This window comes from Pseudomonas brassicacearum, from assembly GCF_003732175.1.
In the GTDB taxonomy this organism is placed as follows: domain Bacteria; phylum Pseudomonadota; class Gammaproteobacteria; order Pseudomonadales; family Pseudomonadaceae; genus Aquipseudomonas; species Aquipseudomonas brassicacearum_G.
Genome location: NZ_MOBI01000038.1, coordinates 62,136 through 79,614 on the forward strand (window position 1 = coordinate 62,136; position 17,479 = coordinate 79,614).

General features: G+C 59.3%; 17 protein-coding genes. 8 read left to right on the plus strand and 9 right to left on the minus strand.

Going from position 1 to position 17,479, the window contains the following annotated elements; genetic code table 11:
• Positions 1-135: 135 nt before the first annotated feature.
• The 5 genes from BK658_RS28390 to BK658_RS28410 form a co-directional block, all read right to left on the minus strand.
• Positions 136-579: a hotdog fold thioesterase gene (locus tag BK658_RS28390; RefSeq protein ID WP_123585201.1), complete on the minus strand. Its 444-nt coding sequence runs from the start codon at positions 577-579 to the stop codon at positions 136-138.
• Between the two features lie 30 nt (positions 580-609).
• Complete coding sequence (locus BK658_RS28395) at positions 610-2,277, minus strand: AMP-binding protein (RefSeq protein ID WP_123585202.1); 1,668 nt, start codon at positions 2,275-2,277, stop codon at positions 610-612.
• A gap of 198 nt (positions 2,278-2,475) precedes the next feature.
• Entirely contained in the window at positions 2,476-2,925 is a 450-nt protein-coding gene (gene sixA / locus BK658_RS28400) for a phosphohistidine phosphatase SixA (RefSeq protein WP_123585203.1), read from the minus strand.
• A complete protein-coding gene (locus tag BK658_RS28405; RefSeq protein ID WP_123585204.1) occupies positions 2,922-3,269 on the minus strand; it encodes a DUF4389 domain-containing protein in 348 nt (115 codons plus the stop codon). Before BK658_RS28405 ends, sixA begins: the two co-directional genes overlap by 4 nt.
• Before the next feature lie 31 nt (positions 3,270-3,300).
• Positions 3,301-4,326 (minus strand): NAD(P)H-dependent glycerol-3-phosphate dehydrogenase, encoded by a 1,026-nt coding sequence (locus tag BK658_RS28410; protein WP_054593408.1) that lies wholly within the window; start codon positions 4,324-4,326, stop codon positions 3,301-3,303.
• A 244-nt stretch (positions 4,327-4,570) separates the two neighbouring features.
• On the opposite strand from BK658_RS28410, the gene BK658_RS28415 reads away from it, so the two are divergent.
• From BK658_RS28415 to BK658_RS28445, 7 genes are all read left to right on the plus strand, one after another.
• Positions 4,571-6,646, plus strand: coding sequence for a TonB-dependent receptor plug domain-containing protein (locus tag BK658_RS28415; protein WP_123585205.1), 2,076 nt, complete (start codon positions 4,571-4,573; stop codon positions 6,644-6,646).
• Between the two features lies 1 nt (position 6,647).
• Positions 6,648-7,577, plus strand: coding sequence for an ABC transporter substrate-binding protein (locus BK658_RS28420; protein ID WP_123585206.1), 930 nt, complete (start codon positions 6,648-6,650; stop codon positions 7,575-7,577).
• Entirely contained in the window at positions 7,574-9,472 is a 1,899-nt protein-coding gene (locus BK658_RS28425; RefSeq protein ID WP_123585207.1) for an ATP-binding protein, read from the plus strand. Before BK658_RS28420 ends, BK658_RS28425 begins: the two co-directional genes overlap by 4 nt.
• A 246-nt stretch (positions 9,473-9,718) precedes the next feature.
• Positions 9,719-10,234, plus strand: a complete 516-nt coding sequence (fabA, locus tag BK658_RS28430; protein ID WP_010211704.1) for a 3-hydroxyacyl-[acyl-carrier-protein] dehydratase FabA — start codon at positions 9,719-9,721, stop codon at positions 10,232-10,234.
• Positions 10,235-10,245: 11 nt separating this feature from the next.
• On the plus strand, positions 10,246-11,466 hold the full coding sequence (fabB, locus tag BK658_RS28435; protein ID WP_019692305.1) for a beta-ketoacyl-ACP synthase I: 1,221 nt from the start codon (positions 10,246-10,248) through the stop codon (positions 11,464-11,466).
• Positions 11,467-11,626: 160 nt separating this feature from the next.
• Positions 11,627-12,043, plus strand: coding sequence for an OsmC family protein (locus BK658_RS28440; protein ID WP_123585208.1), 417 nt, complete (start codon positions 11,627-11,629; stop codon positions 12,041-12,043).
• A gap of 62 nt (positions 12,044-12,105) precedes the next feature.
• The gene (locus BK658_RS28445) at positions 12,106-12,966 is read left to right on the plus strand and encodes a pirin family protein (RefSeq protein WP_123585209.1); all 861 of its coding nucleotides are present in this window, start codon (positions 12,106-12,108) and stop codon (positions 12,964-12,966) included.
• A 161-nt stretch (positions 12,967-13,127) separates the two neighbouring features.
• On the opposite strand, the gene BK658_RS28450 is transcribed toward BK658_RS28445, so the two are convergent.
• The 4 genes from BK658_RS28450 to BK658_RS28465 all read right to left on the minus strand — a co-directional run bounded on the left by BK658_RS28450 (position 13,128) and on the right by BK658_RS28465 (position 16,987).
• Positions 13,128-13,856 (minus strand): dienelactone hydrolase family protein, encoded by a 729-nt coding sequence (locus BK658_RS28450; RefSeq protein WP_123585210.1) that lies wholly within the window; start codon positions 13,854-13,856, stop codon positions 13,128-13,130.
• 211 nt (positions 13,857-14,067) lie between these two features.
• Positions 14,068-15,972, minus strand: a complete 1,905-nt coding sequence (htpG, locus tag BK658_RS28455) for a molecular chaperone HtpG (RefSeq protein WP_123585214.1) — start codon at positions 15,970-15,972, stop codon at positions 14,068-14,070.
• Between the two features lie 89 nt (positions 15,973-16,061).
• Positions 16,062-16,514 carry a PaaI family thioesterase gene (locus BK658_RS28460; RefSeq protein WP_123585211.1) on the minus strand — a complete coding sequence of 151 codons (453 nt, stop codon included), beginning with the start codon at positions 16,512-16,514 and terminating at the stop codon, positions 16,062-16,064.
• Positions 16,511-16,987, minus strand: coding sequence for a PaaI family thioesterase (locus BK658_RS28465; RefSeq protein WP_123585212.1), 477 nt, complete (start codon positions 16,985-16,987; stop codon positions 16,511-16,513). The genes BK658_RS28460 and BK658_RS28465 overlap by 4 nt, the downstream gene beginning before the upstream one ends.
• A gap of 160 nt (positions 16,988-17,147) precedes the next feature.
• Here BK658_RS28465 and BK658_RS28470 point away from each other — a divergent pair, with 160 nt between their 5' ends.
• Positions 17,148-17,387: a hypothetical protein gene (locus tag BK658_RS28470; protein ID WP_123585213.1), complete on the plus strand. Its 240-nt coding sequence runs from the start codon at positions 17,148-17,150 to the stop codon at positions 17,385-17,387.
• Positions 17,388-17,479: the final 92 nt, after the last annotated feature.

Sequence of the window (17,479 nt, forward strand, 5' to 3'; positions counted from 1 at the left end):
CCCCGCTGGGTTGCGGAGCGACCCCAAAACCTGCAATCGCATTTCTTCAGATACACCACCTTCGTCGGGTTTACGGCTGCTACGCACCCGAGCAGGGGCAAGCCCCCTCGCCACAGAAGCAGATCATTCGTGCCGTTAGCGAGCCGGCGGTGTTTCACCCAACGGCACCACCGCCATGGTCAGCCGCGACACACAACTGGCCTTGCCTTCATCGCTGCTCAAGCGAATATCCCAGACGTGCGTAGTGCGGCCGATGTGGATCGCTTTGGCCACCGCTGTTACCCGACCGCTGCGCAAGCCGCGCAAGTGGTTGGCGTTGATTTCCAGGCCCACGCAATAGAATTTGCTGGCGTCGATGCACAGGAAGCTGGCCATGGAACCGACGGTTTCGGCCAGTACCACCGAGGCGCCGCCATGCAGCAAACCGTAGGGCTGGTGGGTGCGATGGTCGATGACCATGCTGGCGGTCAGCGACTCGTCATCAAACGCCTCGAAGCGTATATCCAGCACTTCGCCGATGGTGTTTTTCTGAATCGCGTTCAACTGTTCAATGTTGGGAGCGGTACGCCACAGAGTCATCGCTGCATCCTTCGTTGGTTTTATTTCAGGTCAATCCTGCCACAGCACGGCTTCGCTGCGCGCACTCCATTCTTCAAACCGCGCGCCATACACGGCCTCGATCACATTGCGCTTGATCTTCAGGGTTGGCGTGAGAAAGCCGTTTTCCACCGCCCAGCTGTCTTTGACCACCACCAGTTGGCGCAGGCGTTCGTGTTTGTCGAGGGCACCGTTAACCTCGTCGAGCAAGCTTTCCAGGCTCGATTGCAAGGCATTGCGCGCCACGCTGGCGGCGTCCTGCAAACCCACTGCCGAGAGCACGCACAGCCCAAGTGGCGCACTCAGGCCGTCACCGACCACGCACACCTGCTCGATGCGTGAATGTACCGCCAGACGGTTTTCAATCGGCGCCGGTGCGACGTACTTGCCCTTGCTGGTCTTGAAGATTTCCTTGAGCCGCCCGGTCAGGCGCAAGTTGCCATCGGCGTCTTGCTCGCCCTTGTCACCGGTGCGCAGAAAGCCGTCCTCGGTGATCGTCTCGGCGGTTTTCTGCGGCTCCTTGAAATAGCCGAGCATGGTCGCGCCACTGCGCACCAGCACCTCGCCCGAGGCCTCGATCCGCACCTCCACCTCCGGGCACGGCTTGCCGATCCAGCCAGGTTTATTCTGGCTCGGCAGGCAAATATGGGAATAACCGCAGCTTTCGGTCATGCCGTAAACCTCAAGTACCTCCAGCCCAAGGCGCTGGTACCAGTGCAGCAACGCCTGCGGCACCGGCGCGGCGCCCGACAAGGCGATGCGCAAGGCATCCAGCCCCAGACCTGCAAGCACCTTGTGCCCGACCCGCTTGCCGATGATCGGCAAGCCAAGCAGGAAATCCAGGCGTTTTGCCGGAATCCTGCTGTACACGCCCATCTGGAATTTGCTCCAGATGCGCGGCACGCAGAACAGCGCCGTGGGTCGCGCGCGCTGCAAATCGGTGAGAAACGTGTCGAGGCTTTCAGCAAAAAATACCGTTTGCCCGGTGTAGATCGACGCCAGTTCGACAAACATCCGCTCGGCGACGTGACACAGCGGCAGGTACGACAACAACCGGTCCGACTCATTGAGACCAAACAATTGCGTGCCGTGAGTCGTGGCGAAGCCCAGGTTGCCGAAGCTGTGCATCACGCCTTTGGGCAAACCGGTGGTGCCGGAGGTGTAGATGATCGTCGCCAACTGGTCGGCGTCCGGCGTTGGGTCGTCCTGTATCGGAGAGCTGCGTTGCAGGTCGGCCCAACTGAAATCAAAGTCACCCGCTGGGCACAACGGCAGACTGATGGTCGGCAGATCGGCGCTGACGCCTCTGGACATGCCCGGCCAATCGTCCAGCTTGCCGATGAACACCAGCGCAGCCTCCGAGTGTTCGAGCACTTGGGCTACCGAATCGGCGGTGAGGTTGGGGTACAACGGAACGGAGACATGCCCGGCCATCCAGATCGCCAGGTCGGCAATGATCCAGTGCGCGCAGTTTTTCGAGATCAGTGCAATGTGGCTGCCTTGAGGCAGTTCCCGGGCGCGCAGCCAGTGAGCGGCACACCGCGCCTGATGGCCTACGTCGGCCCAGGTCAGCGTCTCGACCTGGCCACCGCCCATCGGCTGGACCAGAAAACGCTGGCGGGGATGGCGAGCTTCACGCTCGTAGAACACTTGCAGCGGCAAACGAAAAGCGGCGGACATGCGATGCGCTCCTTTTTGTTCGGTATGGCGGCAAGCGTAGCCAACCAAGCAGTTGCTTGGTTGGCTATTTCATACAAAAAATCAAGAGCGACTCGTTACCTGTGGGAGCGTGGCTTGCCCGCGATGCAGGCACCGCGGTGCATCAGGTATGCCGTGTTGATGCCATCGCGGGCAAGCCACGCTCCCACATGACCCGGATTACGGGTTCTTGACGCTATTGAGCGTCATGCCCCCAGCCAACGGCAAATCAGCTTCAAGCTCGGCCAGACTGGCGGTGCTCATCGGCTGCGGCGCGCGCAAATGGCCGTGCTGCAAGTAGCCGATCAAGCTCCCCACCAGCGGGTTATGACTGACCAGCAGGACGTTATCCTCCGTGTCGAGCCGATCGACGACGGTCAGTGGATTACTGTCTGGTGCCAGCCAGGCCTCGGTGCGGATCTCCGGCTCAAAACCCAGCACCTCACGCACCAACTGTGCGGTTTGCTGCGCCCGCACATACGGGCTGGCGATGATCGCCTGAATCGGCTGGCCGATCAGTTGCGCGGCACTGCGCAGCACTTCTTCGCGGCCATGTGCAGTCAGCTCCCGCTCAGCATCGCTACGGGCGTGAGACTCGGCTTCACCGTGACGCAACACCCAGAGTTTCATAGTTTTGGCTCCTCATCACGGGCCGGATGCGGCGCTGGCGGTACAGCGTGCGGGGCCTCGCCTTCCGGTGCACGCGGTGTCGGCCAATCGGCGAATGGCCAAGGTTTCTGGTCGCTGTGAAAACTGCCGAAGCGGCCGATCTGCGCCAGGAACTGGCTGAGGCTGTCACCGAAGTTCATCAGGCCGGCGTTCGGTGCCCCATAGATCAACCGATAGATGAGCTGCACCAGCACCACGGCACCGAGGATAAATTGCGCGACTTGCCAGACCAGCACATACACCAGCATCCACAGCACGCGCAGCAGGATGGATTCGTACTTGGCTGCTACTTTTGGATCGTTCATGTCTCGCTCCCTGACTCTGTAAATTGAGTACTCAGTTGAAACCGCTGGTGGAGATGAAATCGACATCGGTTTTCGGCTCGCCGCGCATCAACAGCTCAATAACCTGATTGAGCGTGCGTCCTTCAAACAGAATCGCATGCAAACCGGCGACCAACGGCATATAAACCCCGACTTCCTGGGCCTTGGCCTTGAGTACCTTGAGGGTGTTGACGCCTTCGGCGACTTCACCAAGGCTGGTCACCGCCTCTTCCAGGCTCATGCCCTGGCCAAGGGCAAAACCAACCTGATAGTTGCGGCTTTTCGGTGACGAACAGGTAACGATCAGGTCGCCCACCCCGGCCAGCCCCAGGAACGTCATCGGGTTGGCCCCCTGATTCACCGCAAAGCGGGTCATTTCCGCCAATGCCCGGGTGATCAACATGCTCTTGGTGTTTTCGCCCATGCCCAACGCCACCGCCATGCCGGCGATGATCGCGTAGACGTTTTTCAGTGCCCCACCCAGTTCCACACCATAACGGTCGGCACTGGCGTACACGCGAAAGGTCCGACCGTGCAATGCAGCCTGAACCCGCTGACAGAGCTCTTCATCTTCACTGGCGACCACTGTCGCGGTCAGCGCGTGTTCGGCCACTTCACGGGCCAGGTTTGGCCCGGACAGCACGCCGATGCGCGCTTGTGGAGCAATTTCCTGAAGAATTTCGCTCATCAGCTTGAAGGTGTGGGCCTCGATGCCTTTGGTCAGGCTCACCAGCAACTTGCCGCTCAGGCGCTCGGCGTAGGGGGCGAGCACCGAACGCAGGGCGTTGGAAGGCAGTGCGACGAAACACAGGTCGCACTCATTGAGGGTGGCAAGCAAATCGGTGACCGGCTCCACCGCAGGGTGAACCTTGATGCCCTTGAGGTAGCGTGGATTCTCGCGGTTGACCCGAATGGCCTCGGCCTGTTCAGGGTCGCGCATCCACTGCCGGACCTGATGACCGTTCTCGGCCAACAAATTAGCCACGGCGGTACCAAAACTTCCGCCTCCCAGGACCGCAATCGGGCGCTGTTCAGTCATATGCAATCCGTTAATCCATACCAGTGGCGATAGCCGCATTATACGGGGCGGTCCAGCGTCGGCCAGCCCCTCTATCAATTAGCGGCACTTGTAGGAAGCAGACCTGCAAAACCTGAGAAAATGCCGGCATCGTGACTGGAAAACTCAAACAGCTCGGTTAACATGCGCGGCAATTAACTGCTATCAAGGCTGTACCGTGTCTGTTAGCCCTCCTCACCTTAGCTCCTCGCTGGTTCTGGCGCTGATGCTCTGCGACCCGCTATTGGCCGATGACCTGTTTCTCGACAACACCGCGCTGCCCCAGGTATTGACCGCCACCCGACTCAAACAGTCGCCGGCCGCCGTCCCCGGGAGCATGACGGTAATCGACAGCGAACTGATCAAGGCCAGCGGCGCCCGCGACATCAGCGAATTGCTGCGGCTGGTGCCGGGGATGATGGTCGGTAACGTCAGCGGCAACCAGGCTGCGGTGAACTATCACGGCACCAACGCCAGCGAAGCACGACGCATGCAAGTGTTGATCGACGGCCGTTCGGTGTATCGCGCAGGTCTTGCGACCGTGGACTGGAGTGACATTCCGGTAGCCATGGAAGACATCGAGCGCATCGAGGTGTTCCGTGGCCCGAACACTGTCAGCTATGGCGCCAACGCGCTGATGGCGGTCGTCAACATCATCACCCGCGCACCGGCCAACAGCCACGGCACACGGCTGAAAGTCACTCGCGGTGAACGCGGGATCAACGACTGGTACGCCAGCCAGGGCACCGGCTGGGAGACCGGCGATCTGCGCTTGTCGATGTCCGGCCAGGAAGACGACGGTTTCGACTCGAACCGCCTGGGAGCGGACTACCGCGACAGTCGCCGCTTGAACCGCGTCAACCTGGCCGTCAGCCAGACCCTCAACGAGCAGCAAAGCATCGATTGGCAACTGAATGCCAAAGACGGCACCAACCAGCGGCCTTATACCTACCGCCCGGTGTTTTCCGGGATTACCTCGGCTGGCGACAACTCTGACGTGATCGCCAAGGATTACGCCGGTTCGTTGCGCTGGAACCTGGAGATCAATCCGGATCACAGCCTTTACGTCCAGGGTTCGGCGCAGCGCTGGGATCGTCAGCAAGTTTGGCGCGCCTGCGACGCCGAAGTGTCGTTCAGCCCGCAGCTCACCCAACTCTGGCAGCTCAACCCCAACTACGCCGAGCGCCTGGCGCGGCACATGGAAAGCTATACCGGCACCGGTGCACCGCATGGCACGCCGACCGAGCAGGCACTGGCCAACCAGGTGCTCGATCAATGGAAAGGTGGCGCCAATCGCACGGTCTGCGGTGACATCGACCAGAGCACCCGCGAGTCGCGCTACGACCTTGAGTTGCAGGACACCCTGAGTCTCTCCGACAGTCTGCGGCTGGTCAGCGGCATGAACTATCGATACGACCGGGCCGACTCCGAAACGTACTTCAATGGCACCCTCGACGATTCCATCTGGCGATTGTTCGGCCAACTGGAGTGGCGTGCCAGCGAGCACTGGCTGTTACAAGGCGGTGCGATGTACGAAAAAACCGAATTGGTCGGCGATTCGCTAACCCCACGCGTGGCAATCAACTACCTGATCAACCCGCGCCACGGCCTGCGTGCGGTGTATTCGGAGGCTATCCGCTCACCCGACATGTTCGAGAACAACGTCAACTGGAGCTATCAGGTGACCAACCTCAGCCCCGGCGCCTACGGTCAGTCCAGTGCCCGTTACTTCGTCAAGACCCGAGGTCCCGGCAACCTCGCTCAAGAGCACATGCGCTCGCGCGAACTGGGGTATAACGGCTTCTTCGCTGACGTCGGATTGAACGTCGACGTGAAACTGTTCTACGACGAAATCACTGACATGATCAGCGAGCCGCTGCGCAACAATCAGTACATTGCCAGCAACAGCAATGCCTCGCGCTTCAGCGGCGCTGAAACCCAGCTTGACTGGCGAGTCAGCGCCGCCGACCGGCTGCGCCTGACCTACGCCTATGTCGATGCCACGGCCAGTAACCCTCTGGACGAACAATTCAGCGCACGCAACAGCGGCTCCGCCGGTTGGCTACGCGATTGGGGCAATGGCTGGAACAGTGCACTGTTCTACTATGGCGACGACGCACTGAATGGCTACCGCTTCGAACGTGTCGACACACGTATCGCCAAACGTATTGCGCTGGGCAAGGCCAATCTCGAACTGGCCGGTATCCTGCAACAACGCCTCGACAGCCAGCCGACCACCTTCGTCGACAACAACTACGACTCGCGCCATGCGCTCTACTTCAGCGCCGAGTTAGAGTTCTGACATGGGCCTCAACCAGACACGTACCCGCTCCCCCCGAAGCCGCCGGCCTTGGGTTTGGGGACTGTTGCTTGTCTGCCTGGGCAGTTTGCCCGTGCATGCTTTCGACGTGTTGCTGACCGGCGTCGAAGACAGTCCCGGCGTGCAGGCCTTTACCCGCGCCCTGGCCGAGCAGCGCCCCAAAGACACGGTGCGCTTCGCACGCCTTGCCGACCTCCCCGCGCCGTCCCGGCTACCCGACGCGACCCGACTGATCCTGCTTGACCTGCCGAGCCTCGACTGGCGCCTTCAAGACAATCAGGGGCCGGCAACTCTGGTGCTGCGCATCAGCCGCCTGCAAGCCAATCAGCGTTTGGGTAATGCCCTGCCCCTGCACCTGAGCCTGCTGTGGAGTGATCCACCGCTGAGCCGCCAACTTCGCCTGATCCAGGCTCTGTTGCCGCAAGTCCGACAGGTCGGCGTGCTGTACGGGATGAACAGCGAATTTCTGCTCAAGGAACTGCACCACGCCGCGCACCGGCTGGGACTGGAGATCGTCGCCGAGCGTTGGGACAACACCAATGACAGCCGGCCTTTGCAGGCGCTGCTGAAAAACAGCGACGTACTGTTGGGACTCGACGACCCTGACGTGTACAACCCAAAGACCGCCAAGAATCTGCTGCTCAGCAGCTATGGCCGACAACTTGCATTGATCGGACCCAACGCCGGGTTCGTCAAGGCCGGCAGCCTGGCCAGCACCTACAGCGATCAGAGCGATTGGCTGGCCATTCTTGACAACTTGCTTGACCGTCCGCCGGCCAGCTGGCCGCGCACCCTCTATCCGCAGCGCTTCAAGGTATTAAGTAACCCGCAAGTCGCTCGTTCCTTAGGCATCGAACAGATTGACCCCACGGCTGTTGCAACACAGTTGGCCGAAGGAGAAAACCGCCCATGAACCTACGCCGCCATTGGGACATCAATACCCGCACCCAGATCATCAGCCTCGGCCCGGCGCTGCTGCTGACATTGCTGCTGATCAGCTTCTTTACTGTCGTGCGAATTCAGGATTTGCGCCAGGAGCTCAACCACACCGGCCAACTGATCGCCAATCAACTGGCCCCGGCCACTGAGTACGGAGTGATCTCCGGCAACAATGAGGTGCTCGAAAGCCTGATGAAGGCCTCGCTGACAACGCCGCACGTGCGTTTTCTCGAGGTGCAGGACAACGCCAACAAGGTCTTGGTGCACGTCGAGCAGCCCTCGGAAAACCGCCAGAGCTCGCAACAGATCGAAGTGTTTCAAGCACCGGTGCGCTTGCAACGGATCAGGCTCAGCGACGATTTCCTGCAGGGGCCGCCACCCGCCATCGGCCCCTCCGAAGACTATCTGGGGCGCGTCGTCGTCGGCATGTCCAACGATGCCTTCAGCCAGCGACAACAGGAGATCCTGCTCAAGGCCGCGATCCTTGCGCTGTTCGCCCTGCTCTTTACCTTTCTGCTGGCGCGGCGCCTGGCCGCCAGCCTGTCAGAGCCCATCAGCGCCATGGGCAATGCGGTGAAGGCGATTCAGCAAGGCGACTACAAAACACCGCTGCCCATCGTCGACGATGCCGAACTGGGCGACCTGTCGCGCCACATCAATAACCTCGCCGATGGCCTTGAGCTCGCCAGCCGCGAGCAGCATCAGGCCATGGCGCAACTGATCCAGACCCGCGAAGAAGCGGAAAAGGCCAACAGCGCCAAGTCCGACTTCCTGGCGATGATGAGCCATGAATTGCGCACACCGATGAATGGCGTGCTGGGCATGCTGCAACTGCTCGAAACCACCCACATGACCGAGGAGCAGATCGAGTACGCCGCACTGGCGTCGGAGTCCACCGAGCACTTGCTCAAGGTCATCAACGACATTCTCGACTTCTCGCGCATCGAACGCTCGGCCCTGGAACTGGAGCACATCCCGTTCAACCTCGCCGAGCTGATCAACAACTGTGCCCAGGCTTTCCAGCACACTGCGGTGCAACGCGGCCTGAGCCTGGAGCTGCAGATTCCGGACGATATGCAAGCCTTGCAGGTACAAGGCGACCCGACCCGGATCCGGCAAATCCTGGTCAACCTGATCGGCAATGCCTTGAAGTTCACCGAGAAAGGTCGAGTTACAATTGAACCGCAGTGGCAATCGCTGGACCACGAACTGCTGTGGTTCACTTGCACCGTGCGCGATAGCGGGATCGGCATTTCGGCGCAAAGCCTGGAGCTGATGTTCAACGCCTTCCAGCAGGCTGACAGCTCGATCTCCCGGCGCTACGGCGGCACCGGCCTGGGCCTGCCGATTGCGCGCACGCTGGCCGAGCGGATGGGCGGCACACTGCGTGCCCAGAGCGAGGAAGGCCGAGGCTCGGTATTCACCCTGGAAATTCCGCTGGCGCTGTCCAGACAGACGCCACCGACCCTGACCCCGCGCACGCCTGCCGGCAACGACCACGGCGAGGGGCGCAATGTGCTGCTGGTGGAAGACAATCCGGTGAATCAGACCGTCGTCGAAGCAATGCTGCGCAGTCTGGGCTTTACTGTCAGCGTCGCCACCGATGGAGCGCAGGCGGTACGCAGTGCCGAGAGCCTGATTTTCGAGGTAATTTTGATGGATTGCCGGCTGCCGGTCATCGATGGTTACGAAGCCACCCAGCAGATCCGTCAACTGCCCGGCTGCACCGATCTACCCATTATCGCCCTGACCGCCAACGCGTTGCAGGGTGACCGCGAGGCCTGCCTGTCGGCGGGGATGAACGATTATCTGGCCAAACCTTTCAAACGCGCTGATCTGCAGCAAATTCTGCAACGTTGGGTACGGTAGTGGGGAGTGATCGACCATCTGCGACTGGCGTGAAAGGCGAAAGTGCGGCAGTCTTAGGCACCTTGACAGCTCGGAATCGGGCTTGAAAAATAATTTCAGTGCACAAGTGTACATTCATGTCCCTTGTGCTGTGACTTTCACCACAACGCAATAGTCTATGAGTAGGCTGCCGGTTCGAAGCATGAACGCTTCGATCGGCCGGGAAGATTTGCCCCACCTGCCGCATGGGACTATTGAGGAGCTCGCATGACCAAACAAAACGCCTTTACCCGGGAAGACCTGCTGCGCTGCAGTCGCGGTGAGCTGTTCGGCCCTGGTAACGCGCAACTGCCCGCCCCGAACATGCTGATGGTGGATCGCATCACTCATATCAGCGAAGAAGGTGGCAAGTACGGCAAAGGTGAATTGGTCGCCGAGCTGGATATCACTCCGGACCTGTGGTTCTTCGCCTGCCACTTCGAAGGTGATCCGGTGATGCCAGGCTGCCTGGGCCTCGACGCCATGTGGCAGTTGGTCGGTTTCTTCCTCGGCTGGCAAGGCTTGCCGGGCCGCGGCCGCGCCCTGGGTTCGGGCGAAGTGAAATTCTTTGGCCAGGTTCTGCCGACCGCCAAAAAAGTCACCTACAACATCCAGATCAAACGCGTCCTGAAGGGCAAGCTGAACCTGGCCATCGCCGATGGTTCGGTCAGCGTCGACGGCCGCGAGATCTACACCGCCGAAGGCCTTCGGGTCGGCGTATTCACATCCACTGACAACTTCTAAGGGTTATCCGCATGCGCCGCGTCGTTATCACTGGTCTGGGCATCGTTTCGTGCCTGGGCAATGACAAAGAGACCGTCTCCGCTAACCTGCGTGCAAGCCGCCCTGGCATCCGGTTCAACCCGGAATATGCCGAAATGGGTCTGCGTAGCCAGGTTTCCGGCTCCATTGACCTGCCACTCGAAGAGTTGATCGATCGCAAGATCTATCGCTTCGTCGGCCACGCGGCGGCTTACGCCTACCTGGCCATGAAAGACGCCATTGCTGACTCCGGCCTGACCGAAGAGCAGGTTTCCAACCCGCGCACCGGCCTGATCGCCGGTTCCGGTGGCGCATCGACCCTGAACCAGATGGAAGCGCTGGACATCCTGCGCGAAAAAGGCGTCAAGCGCGTCGGCCCATACCGCGTAACGCGGACCATGAGCAGCACGGTTTCCGCTTGCCTGGCCACTCCATTCAAGATCAAGGGCCTGAACTACTCCATCGCTTCTGCCTGCGCCACCAGCGCTCACTGCATCGGCAACGCCATGGAACAGATCCAGATGGGCAAGCAGGACGTCGTGTTCGCCGGCGGCGGTGAAGAAGAGCATTGGAGCCAATCGTTCCTGTTCGACGCCATGGGCGCACTGTCCAGCCAGTACAACGAGACACCGGAAAAAGCTTCCCGTGCCTACGACGCCAAGCGTGACGGTTTTGTCATCGCCGGCGGTGGCGGCATGGTCGTGGTCGAAGAGCTGGAACACGCTCTGGCCCGCGGCGCGAAGATCTACGCGGAAATCGTCGGCTACGGCGCGACTTCCGACGGCTACGACATGGTCGCTCCAAGCGGCGAAGGCGCCATCCGCTGCATGCAGATGGCCATGTCCACCGTCGACACGCCGATCGACTACCTGAACACCCACGGCACTTCGACTCCGGTCGGCGACGTCGCGGAAATGAAAGGCGTGCGTGAAGTCTTCGGCGACAAGGCTCCGGCCATCAGCTCCACCAAGAGCCTGTCGGGTCACTCCCTGGGCGCCGCCGGCGTTCACGAAGCGATCTACTGCATGCTGATGATGGAAGGCAACTTCATGGCAGGTTCTGCCAACATCGAAGAACTGGATCCGGAAGTGGCTGATATGCCAATTCTGACCAAGACTCGCGAAGACGCCACCATCAACACCGTGATGAGCAATAGCTTCGGCTTTGGTGGCACCAACGCCACTCTGGTCCTGAAGCGCTGGCAGGGCAAATAACGCCCCGCTGCTTCGCTGCACATGAAAACGCCCCGACTGGTTCGGGGCGTTTTTTTTTGGGTTATCGATAAACCAGTGGAACGCCTGAATCGCCAGATGCTCTATAACTGCAAGGTCTACTTCTGACGCACACTCTTTCTTACTGCCTATGAGGTTTGTCATGACCATTACCGTCAATACCGAATCCAACGAAGGTTTTCGTCACAGCATCCAGATCGACGACCATCAACTCTTCGCCGATGTGCCCAAAGCCTCCGGCGGTGAAGGTTCCGCTCCAGAGCCCCACGATTACTTCGACGCAGCGCTGGGCGCCTGCAAGGCACTGACCCTCAAGCTCTACGCACAGAAAAAGGAAATCCCGCTGACTGGCGTCACGGTCGAGGTCAAACGCGACAACAGTCAGGAGCAGAAAGGCAAATACGCGCTGCACGTCAAACTGACCCTTAAAGGCGTACTCACCGACGCCCAGCGTGAAGAGCTGCATCGCGTGGCCGACCGCTGCCCGGTGCACAAGCTGATGACCACCAGCGAAGTGACCATCGAGACTCACCTGTCTGAAGGCGCCTTCAGCCAATAGCGGCAAACGCAGGCTGTGCGGGTTATGCTCAGCGGCATCACTCGTACAGCCTGGAATGCACCATGATCAGTCCGCTCGTGATCCGCCCACGCACCGAAGATGTCGAAGGCCAACCGATCCTGCGCCCACTACCATCGGCCCAATGCCGCAGTGTCGGGCCTTTCGTGTTTTTCGATCACATGCTTGAAACCCGCTACCCGGCTGGCAAGGGCATGAACATCCGCCAGCATCCGCACATCGGCCTGTCCACCCTCACCTACCTGTTCGAAGGCGAGCTCCAGCACAAGGACAGCCTGGGCTCTGATCAGATCGTGAAACCGGGTGACGTCAGCTGGATGACCGCAGGCAGTGCGATTGCTCACGTCGAGCGCACACCGAAAGCCTTGTGGAATACCGATTTCAAGATGCACGGCCTGCAAATCTGGCTGGCCTCCCCCAAAGCGCACGAACAAGGCCCTGGCCATTACAGCCATCACCCGGCCGCCAGCCTGCCGGTCAGCGATAACCTCGGGGTGAAAATCAGGATGATTGCCGGCAAAGGCTTTTGCCTTGAGTCACCGGTTCCGGTGCTTTCCCCTACGTTGTACGCAGAGCTTGAGCTGAAAACGGCGACGACCTTGCTGATCCCCACCGAGCATGAAGAACGTGCCCTTTATGTGCTGGACGGTGAGGCCCAGCTCAATGGCGAGCCGATTGAACCGCACTCGCTGGTGGTGCTGCCTGCCGGGGAAGAAATGGACCTGTTCGCCGAAAGCGACTGCCACGTCATGCTGTTTGGCGGCGCGCCCATGGACGGGCCGCGTCGGATCAACTGGAACTTCGTCTCCAGCGATCCCGCGGTGATCGATGAGGCCCGCCGACGCTGGGCGGCCGGGGATTGGCCAACCGTGCCTGGCGAGAGCGAGCGGATCGAGCTGCCCTGAGATCTTCGGCGCCAGTTATACCGCCATCGCGAGCAAGCTCGCTCCCACATTTGACCGAGTCGTACACAATATTAATGGTCGACTCCAAACCACTGTGGGAGCGAGCTTGCTCGCGATGAGGCCAGCCCTGACACCGACGGTGCCAGGGCTAGAAACAGCACTCAGCCGTTGAATACTTCATCCAGCAAGTTATGCATCGACACAAAGGCCCGTTTGGCGGTCCTGGCGTCGTACATCATCATGCCCGGCACGTTGGCGTGCGGGTCGGTAAAGGAATGCACCGCGCCACCGTAGCTGAGCAATTGCCAATCTACGCCTGCAGCATTCATTTCAGCTTCGAAGGCCGGCAGTTGCTCTTTCGCCACCAATGGATCGGAAGCACCGTGCAACACCAGCACCGAGCCCTTGATGTTTTTCGCATCGGCAGGGTTCGGCGTATCCAGCGTACCGTGGAACGACACGGCAGCCTTGAGCGGCGCGCCGGTACGCGCCAGCTCCAGAGCACAGCAACCGCCGAAGCAGAAACCGAACGTCGCCAGTTTCGAGGTGTCGACCGCAGCTTCACCCTGGCTCTGCAAGGCAGCAAATGCCGCCTGCATGCGCTTGCGCAGCAACGCACGATCATTCTTCAGCGGCATCATCGCCGCGCCCGCCTCGTCGCCATTCTGCGGACGAATCGCCTGCCCATACAGGTCAGCAATCAACACCACATAACCTTTGGCTGCGACCTCCTGGGCAATCTTCTCGGCCCCGGCGCTGACACCCATCCAGTTCGGCGCCATCAGCAAGCCCGGACGCGGGCCCGCGTGGCTGGCGTCGAACGCCAGACGCCCTTCGTAAGACTGCCCCTCAATCTGATAGACCACGGAACGCACAGTAACTTGGCTCATGACTCACTCCCGTAAAGAAACGCCAGAATGAAAAAACCCGCTTTACAGGTGGTATGGAAACGTCACGAGCGAAGGCAAGACAAGGCAAAAACAGGCGAGGACGCGGAGTTTACGTGTTTGTAAATGAGCAGTCCGAGCCTGTTTTTAACGCAGTATTGCCGAGCGCAGTAGTTTTCATGCCGCCTGCGAAGCGGGTTTTTCTTTAACGCGATTACACCGACAGTTCAACCAGCAGCTTGTTCAGACGGCGCACATAGGCGGCCGGATCTTTCAAGCTGTCGCCGGCAGCCAGGGCTGCCTGATCGAAGAGGATGTGCGACAGGTCGCCAAAACGCTCTTCGCTCTGCTCACCGTCGAGTTTTTCGATCAGCGGGTGAGCCGGGTTGAATTCGAAGATCGGCTTGGAATCCGGAACCTTCTGACCGCTGGCTTCGAGGATCTGACGCATCTGCATGCCCAGGTCCTGCTCACCGATGGCCAGAATCGCCGGAGAATCGGTCAAACGGTGGGAAACCCGCACTTCGCTGACGGTTTCACCCAGAGCAGTCTTGATCCGCTCAACCAGGCCTTCCTTGCTCTTGGCGACTTCTTCTGCGGCTTTCTTGTCCTCTGCCGAGTCCAGGTTGCCCAGGTCCAGGTCACCGCGCGCCACGTCGACAAAGCTCTTGCCGTCGAAGTCGCTGAGATAGCTCATCAGCCACTCGTCGATACGGTCGGTCAGTAGCAGCACTTCGATGCCTTTCTTGCGGAAGACTTCCAGGTGCGGGCTGTTCTTGACCTGTGCATAAGTTTCACCGGTCAGGTAGTAGATCTTGTCCTGACCTTCCTTGGCGCGAGCCAGGTATTCGGCCAGTGAAACCACTTGCTCGCCCTCTTCACCCTGGGTGGAGGCGAAGCGCAGCAGGCCAGCGATTTTCTCTTTGTTGGCGAAATCTTCAGCTGGGCCTTCTTTCATGACCTGACCGAAGTTTTTCCAGAAGCCCTTGTATTGCTCAGGCTCGTTCTTCGCCAGTTTTTCCAGCATGTCCAGAACGCGCTTGGTCAGCGCCGACTTCATCGAATCGATGATCGGGTCTTTCTGCAGGATTTCACGCGAGACGTTCAGCGACAGGTCGTTGGAATCGACCACGCCCTTGATGAAGCGCAGGTACAGCGGCAGGAACGACTCAGCCTGGTCCATGACAAACACGCGCTGCACGTACAGCTTCAGGCCACGTGGCGCTTCACGCTGATACAGGTCGAACGGAGCACGGGCCGGCACGTAAAGCAGCGAGTTGTACTCCAGCTTGCCTTCGACCTTGTTGTGGCTCCAGCTCAGCGGGTTCTCGAAATCGTGAGCGATGTGCTTGTAGAACTCCTGGTATTCCTCGTCTTTGACCTCGGTACGCGGACGGGTCCACAAAGCGCTGGCGCGGTTGACGGTTTCCCATTCAACAGCTGGTTTCTCTTCGCCTTCGGCGGCTGCCACTTCTTTCGGCAGTTCGATCGGCAAAGCGATGTGATCGGAGTACTTCTTGATGATGTTGCGCAGACGCCAGCCATCGGCGAACTCGTCTTCAGCGGACTTCAGATGCAGGACGATGCGAGTACCGCGGTCTTCCTTGTCGATGGTGGCGACGTCGAATTCGCCTTCGCCCTTGGACGACCAGTGCACGCCTTCGCTGGCAGCAAGGCCGGCACGGCGGCTGAACACGTCGACTTTATCGGCAACAATGAATGCAGAGTAGAAACCCACGCCGAACTGACCGATCAGGTGCGAATCTTTCTTCTGATCGCCGGACAGGTGTTTCATGAAATCGGCAGTGCCGGATTTGGCGATGGTACCCAGGTGGGTCACGACATCGTCACGGCTCATGCCGATACCGTTGTCTTCGAGGGTGACGGTTTTTGCGTCCTTGTCGAAGCTCACACGGATTTTCAGTTCGGCGCCACCTTCCAGCAACTCAGGCTTGGACAGGGCTTCGAAACGTAATTTGTCGACAGCGTCGGAGGCGTTGGAGATCAGTTCGCGAAGGAAAATTTCCTTGTTGGAATACAGCGAATGGATCATCAGGTGCAGCAGTTGCTTCACCTCGGTCTGGAAGCCCAGGGTTTCCTTTTGAGTTTCCACGCTCATGGTCATCAAACTCCGATTGGATGGCAGTGGCCGCACCCTGAAGGGGTGACGGCGGGATGTCATCAGAGTTGGGGGCATAGCCCAGGATTTCAAGGGCCTGGTGTTTCTTCAATCTTGAAATGCGCACGCGCCGTGGCAATCGGTTCGGTTTGAGTGCTCTGCCATGCGGTTATCGCAACGTTGGCGACCCGCCGCCCCTGACGGCACACCTGGCATTTGGCATAGGTGTCGCGAAACTGCCCGGCACGCAGATAATCGAGCGAGAAATCGATGATCTTCGGCACACCGAGGGAACCGCTGAAGACCAGCAAATGCAAGGCCGCCGCCAGCTCCATGAACCCGGCTATCACCCCGCCATGAATCGCAGGCAGCAAAGGGTTGCCAATATTGTCCTTGTTCGCCGGCAGACGAAAAAGCAACTCATCGCCCAGACGCGAACACTCGACGCCAATCAGCTTGGCATAGGGGATCAGATGTAGCAGCGAGGCGTATTCCCCACGCTCGTGGGCCTGCTGCAATTGTTCTTTGAAATTATCAGTCATTTCGTCCCCCCACTGATGACGCCACCAAAACCTTTGGTGCCTTTGACACCTTTACCCATGCGCATGAAGGTCCCGACTGCATGGGCGATCGGCTTTTGCGGATCCTCCTGGTAAGCAAACCCGCGCGTGAAGATCACATCAGTCGTCACCCGGTAGCACTGGGCAAAACCATGCACCTCTTTATGCGGCTCGGCCGGATGCATGTAGTCGATACGCAGATCCAGGGTCGGGCAAACCTCGAACTCCGGCAAAACGCAGAGCGTTGCCATGCCGCACGCGGTGTCCATCAACGAGGTAATGGCACCGCCATGAATCACACCGGTTTGCGGATTTCCGACGATCTGCGGGCTGTATGGCAACGTAATCGTCAGCCCGTCATTACTGGCGCTGAGCACACGTAACCCGAGCACCTGGCAATGCCTCAGCGCCGATAAAAACCGCGTCGCTCGCTCGAAAACGGGGTTGTCGATCATTCGATAAAGGCTCTTTTTAGTGGTGTTGCATAGCAGCATAGGGACTAAGAAAAAGTTCCCCCCAAGATAAATCTTATATATCTGTAGGAAATATGGAACTTAACCTGTGGTACTGCGTTCGAAAGGGCAAGTAGACATTTTCCACCAGGAGAAACACCCCATGCGTAAGACTTTAGCTATTGCCTTGATGTTGACCGCTTCCCTCGGCATCGCTGCCTGCGGTAAAAAACCCGAGGACAAAGCTCAAGAAGCCACCCAAAAAATTGAACAAACCCAGCAAAAAATTGGTGAAGCTCAGGATAAAGTGAACGACGCAGCGAAAGAAGCCGCTGATGCTGCCAAAGCTCAGGCAGATTCGAGCAAAGCAGCCACTGAAGAAGCCGCTCCTAAAACCAACTAATCCGGTTTTAGCGCTGCAAAAATAAAGCCCGCCAAGTGCGTAATGCCAGTCAGTTAAGCTGACTGGCATTTTTATTTCTGATCGGATACTTC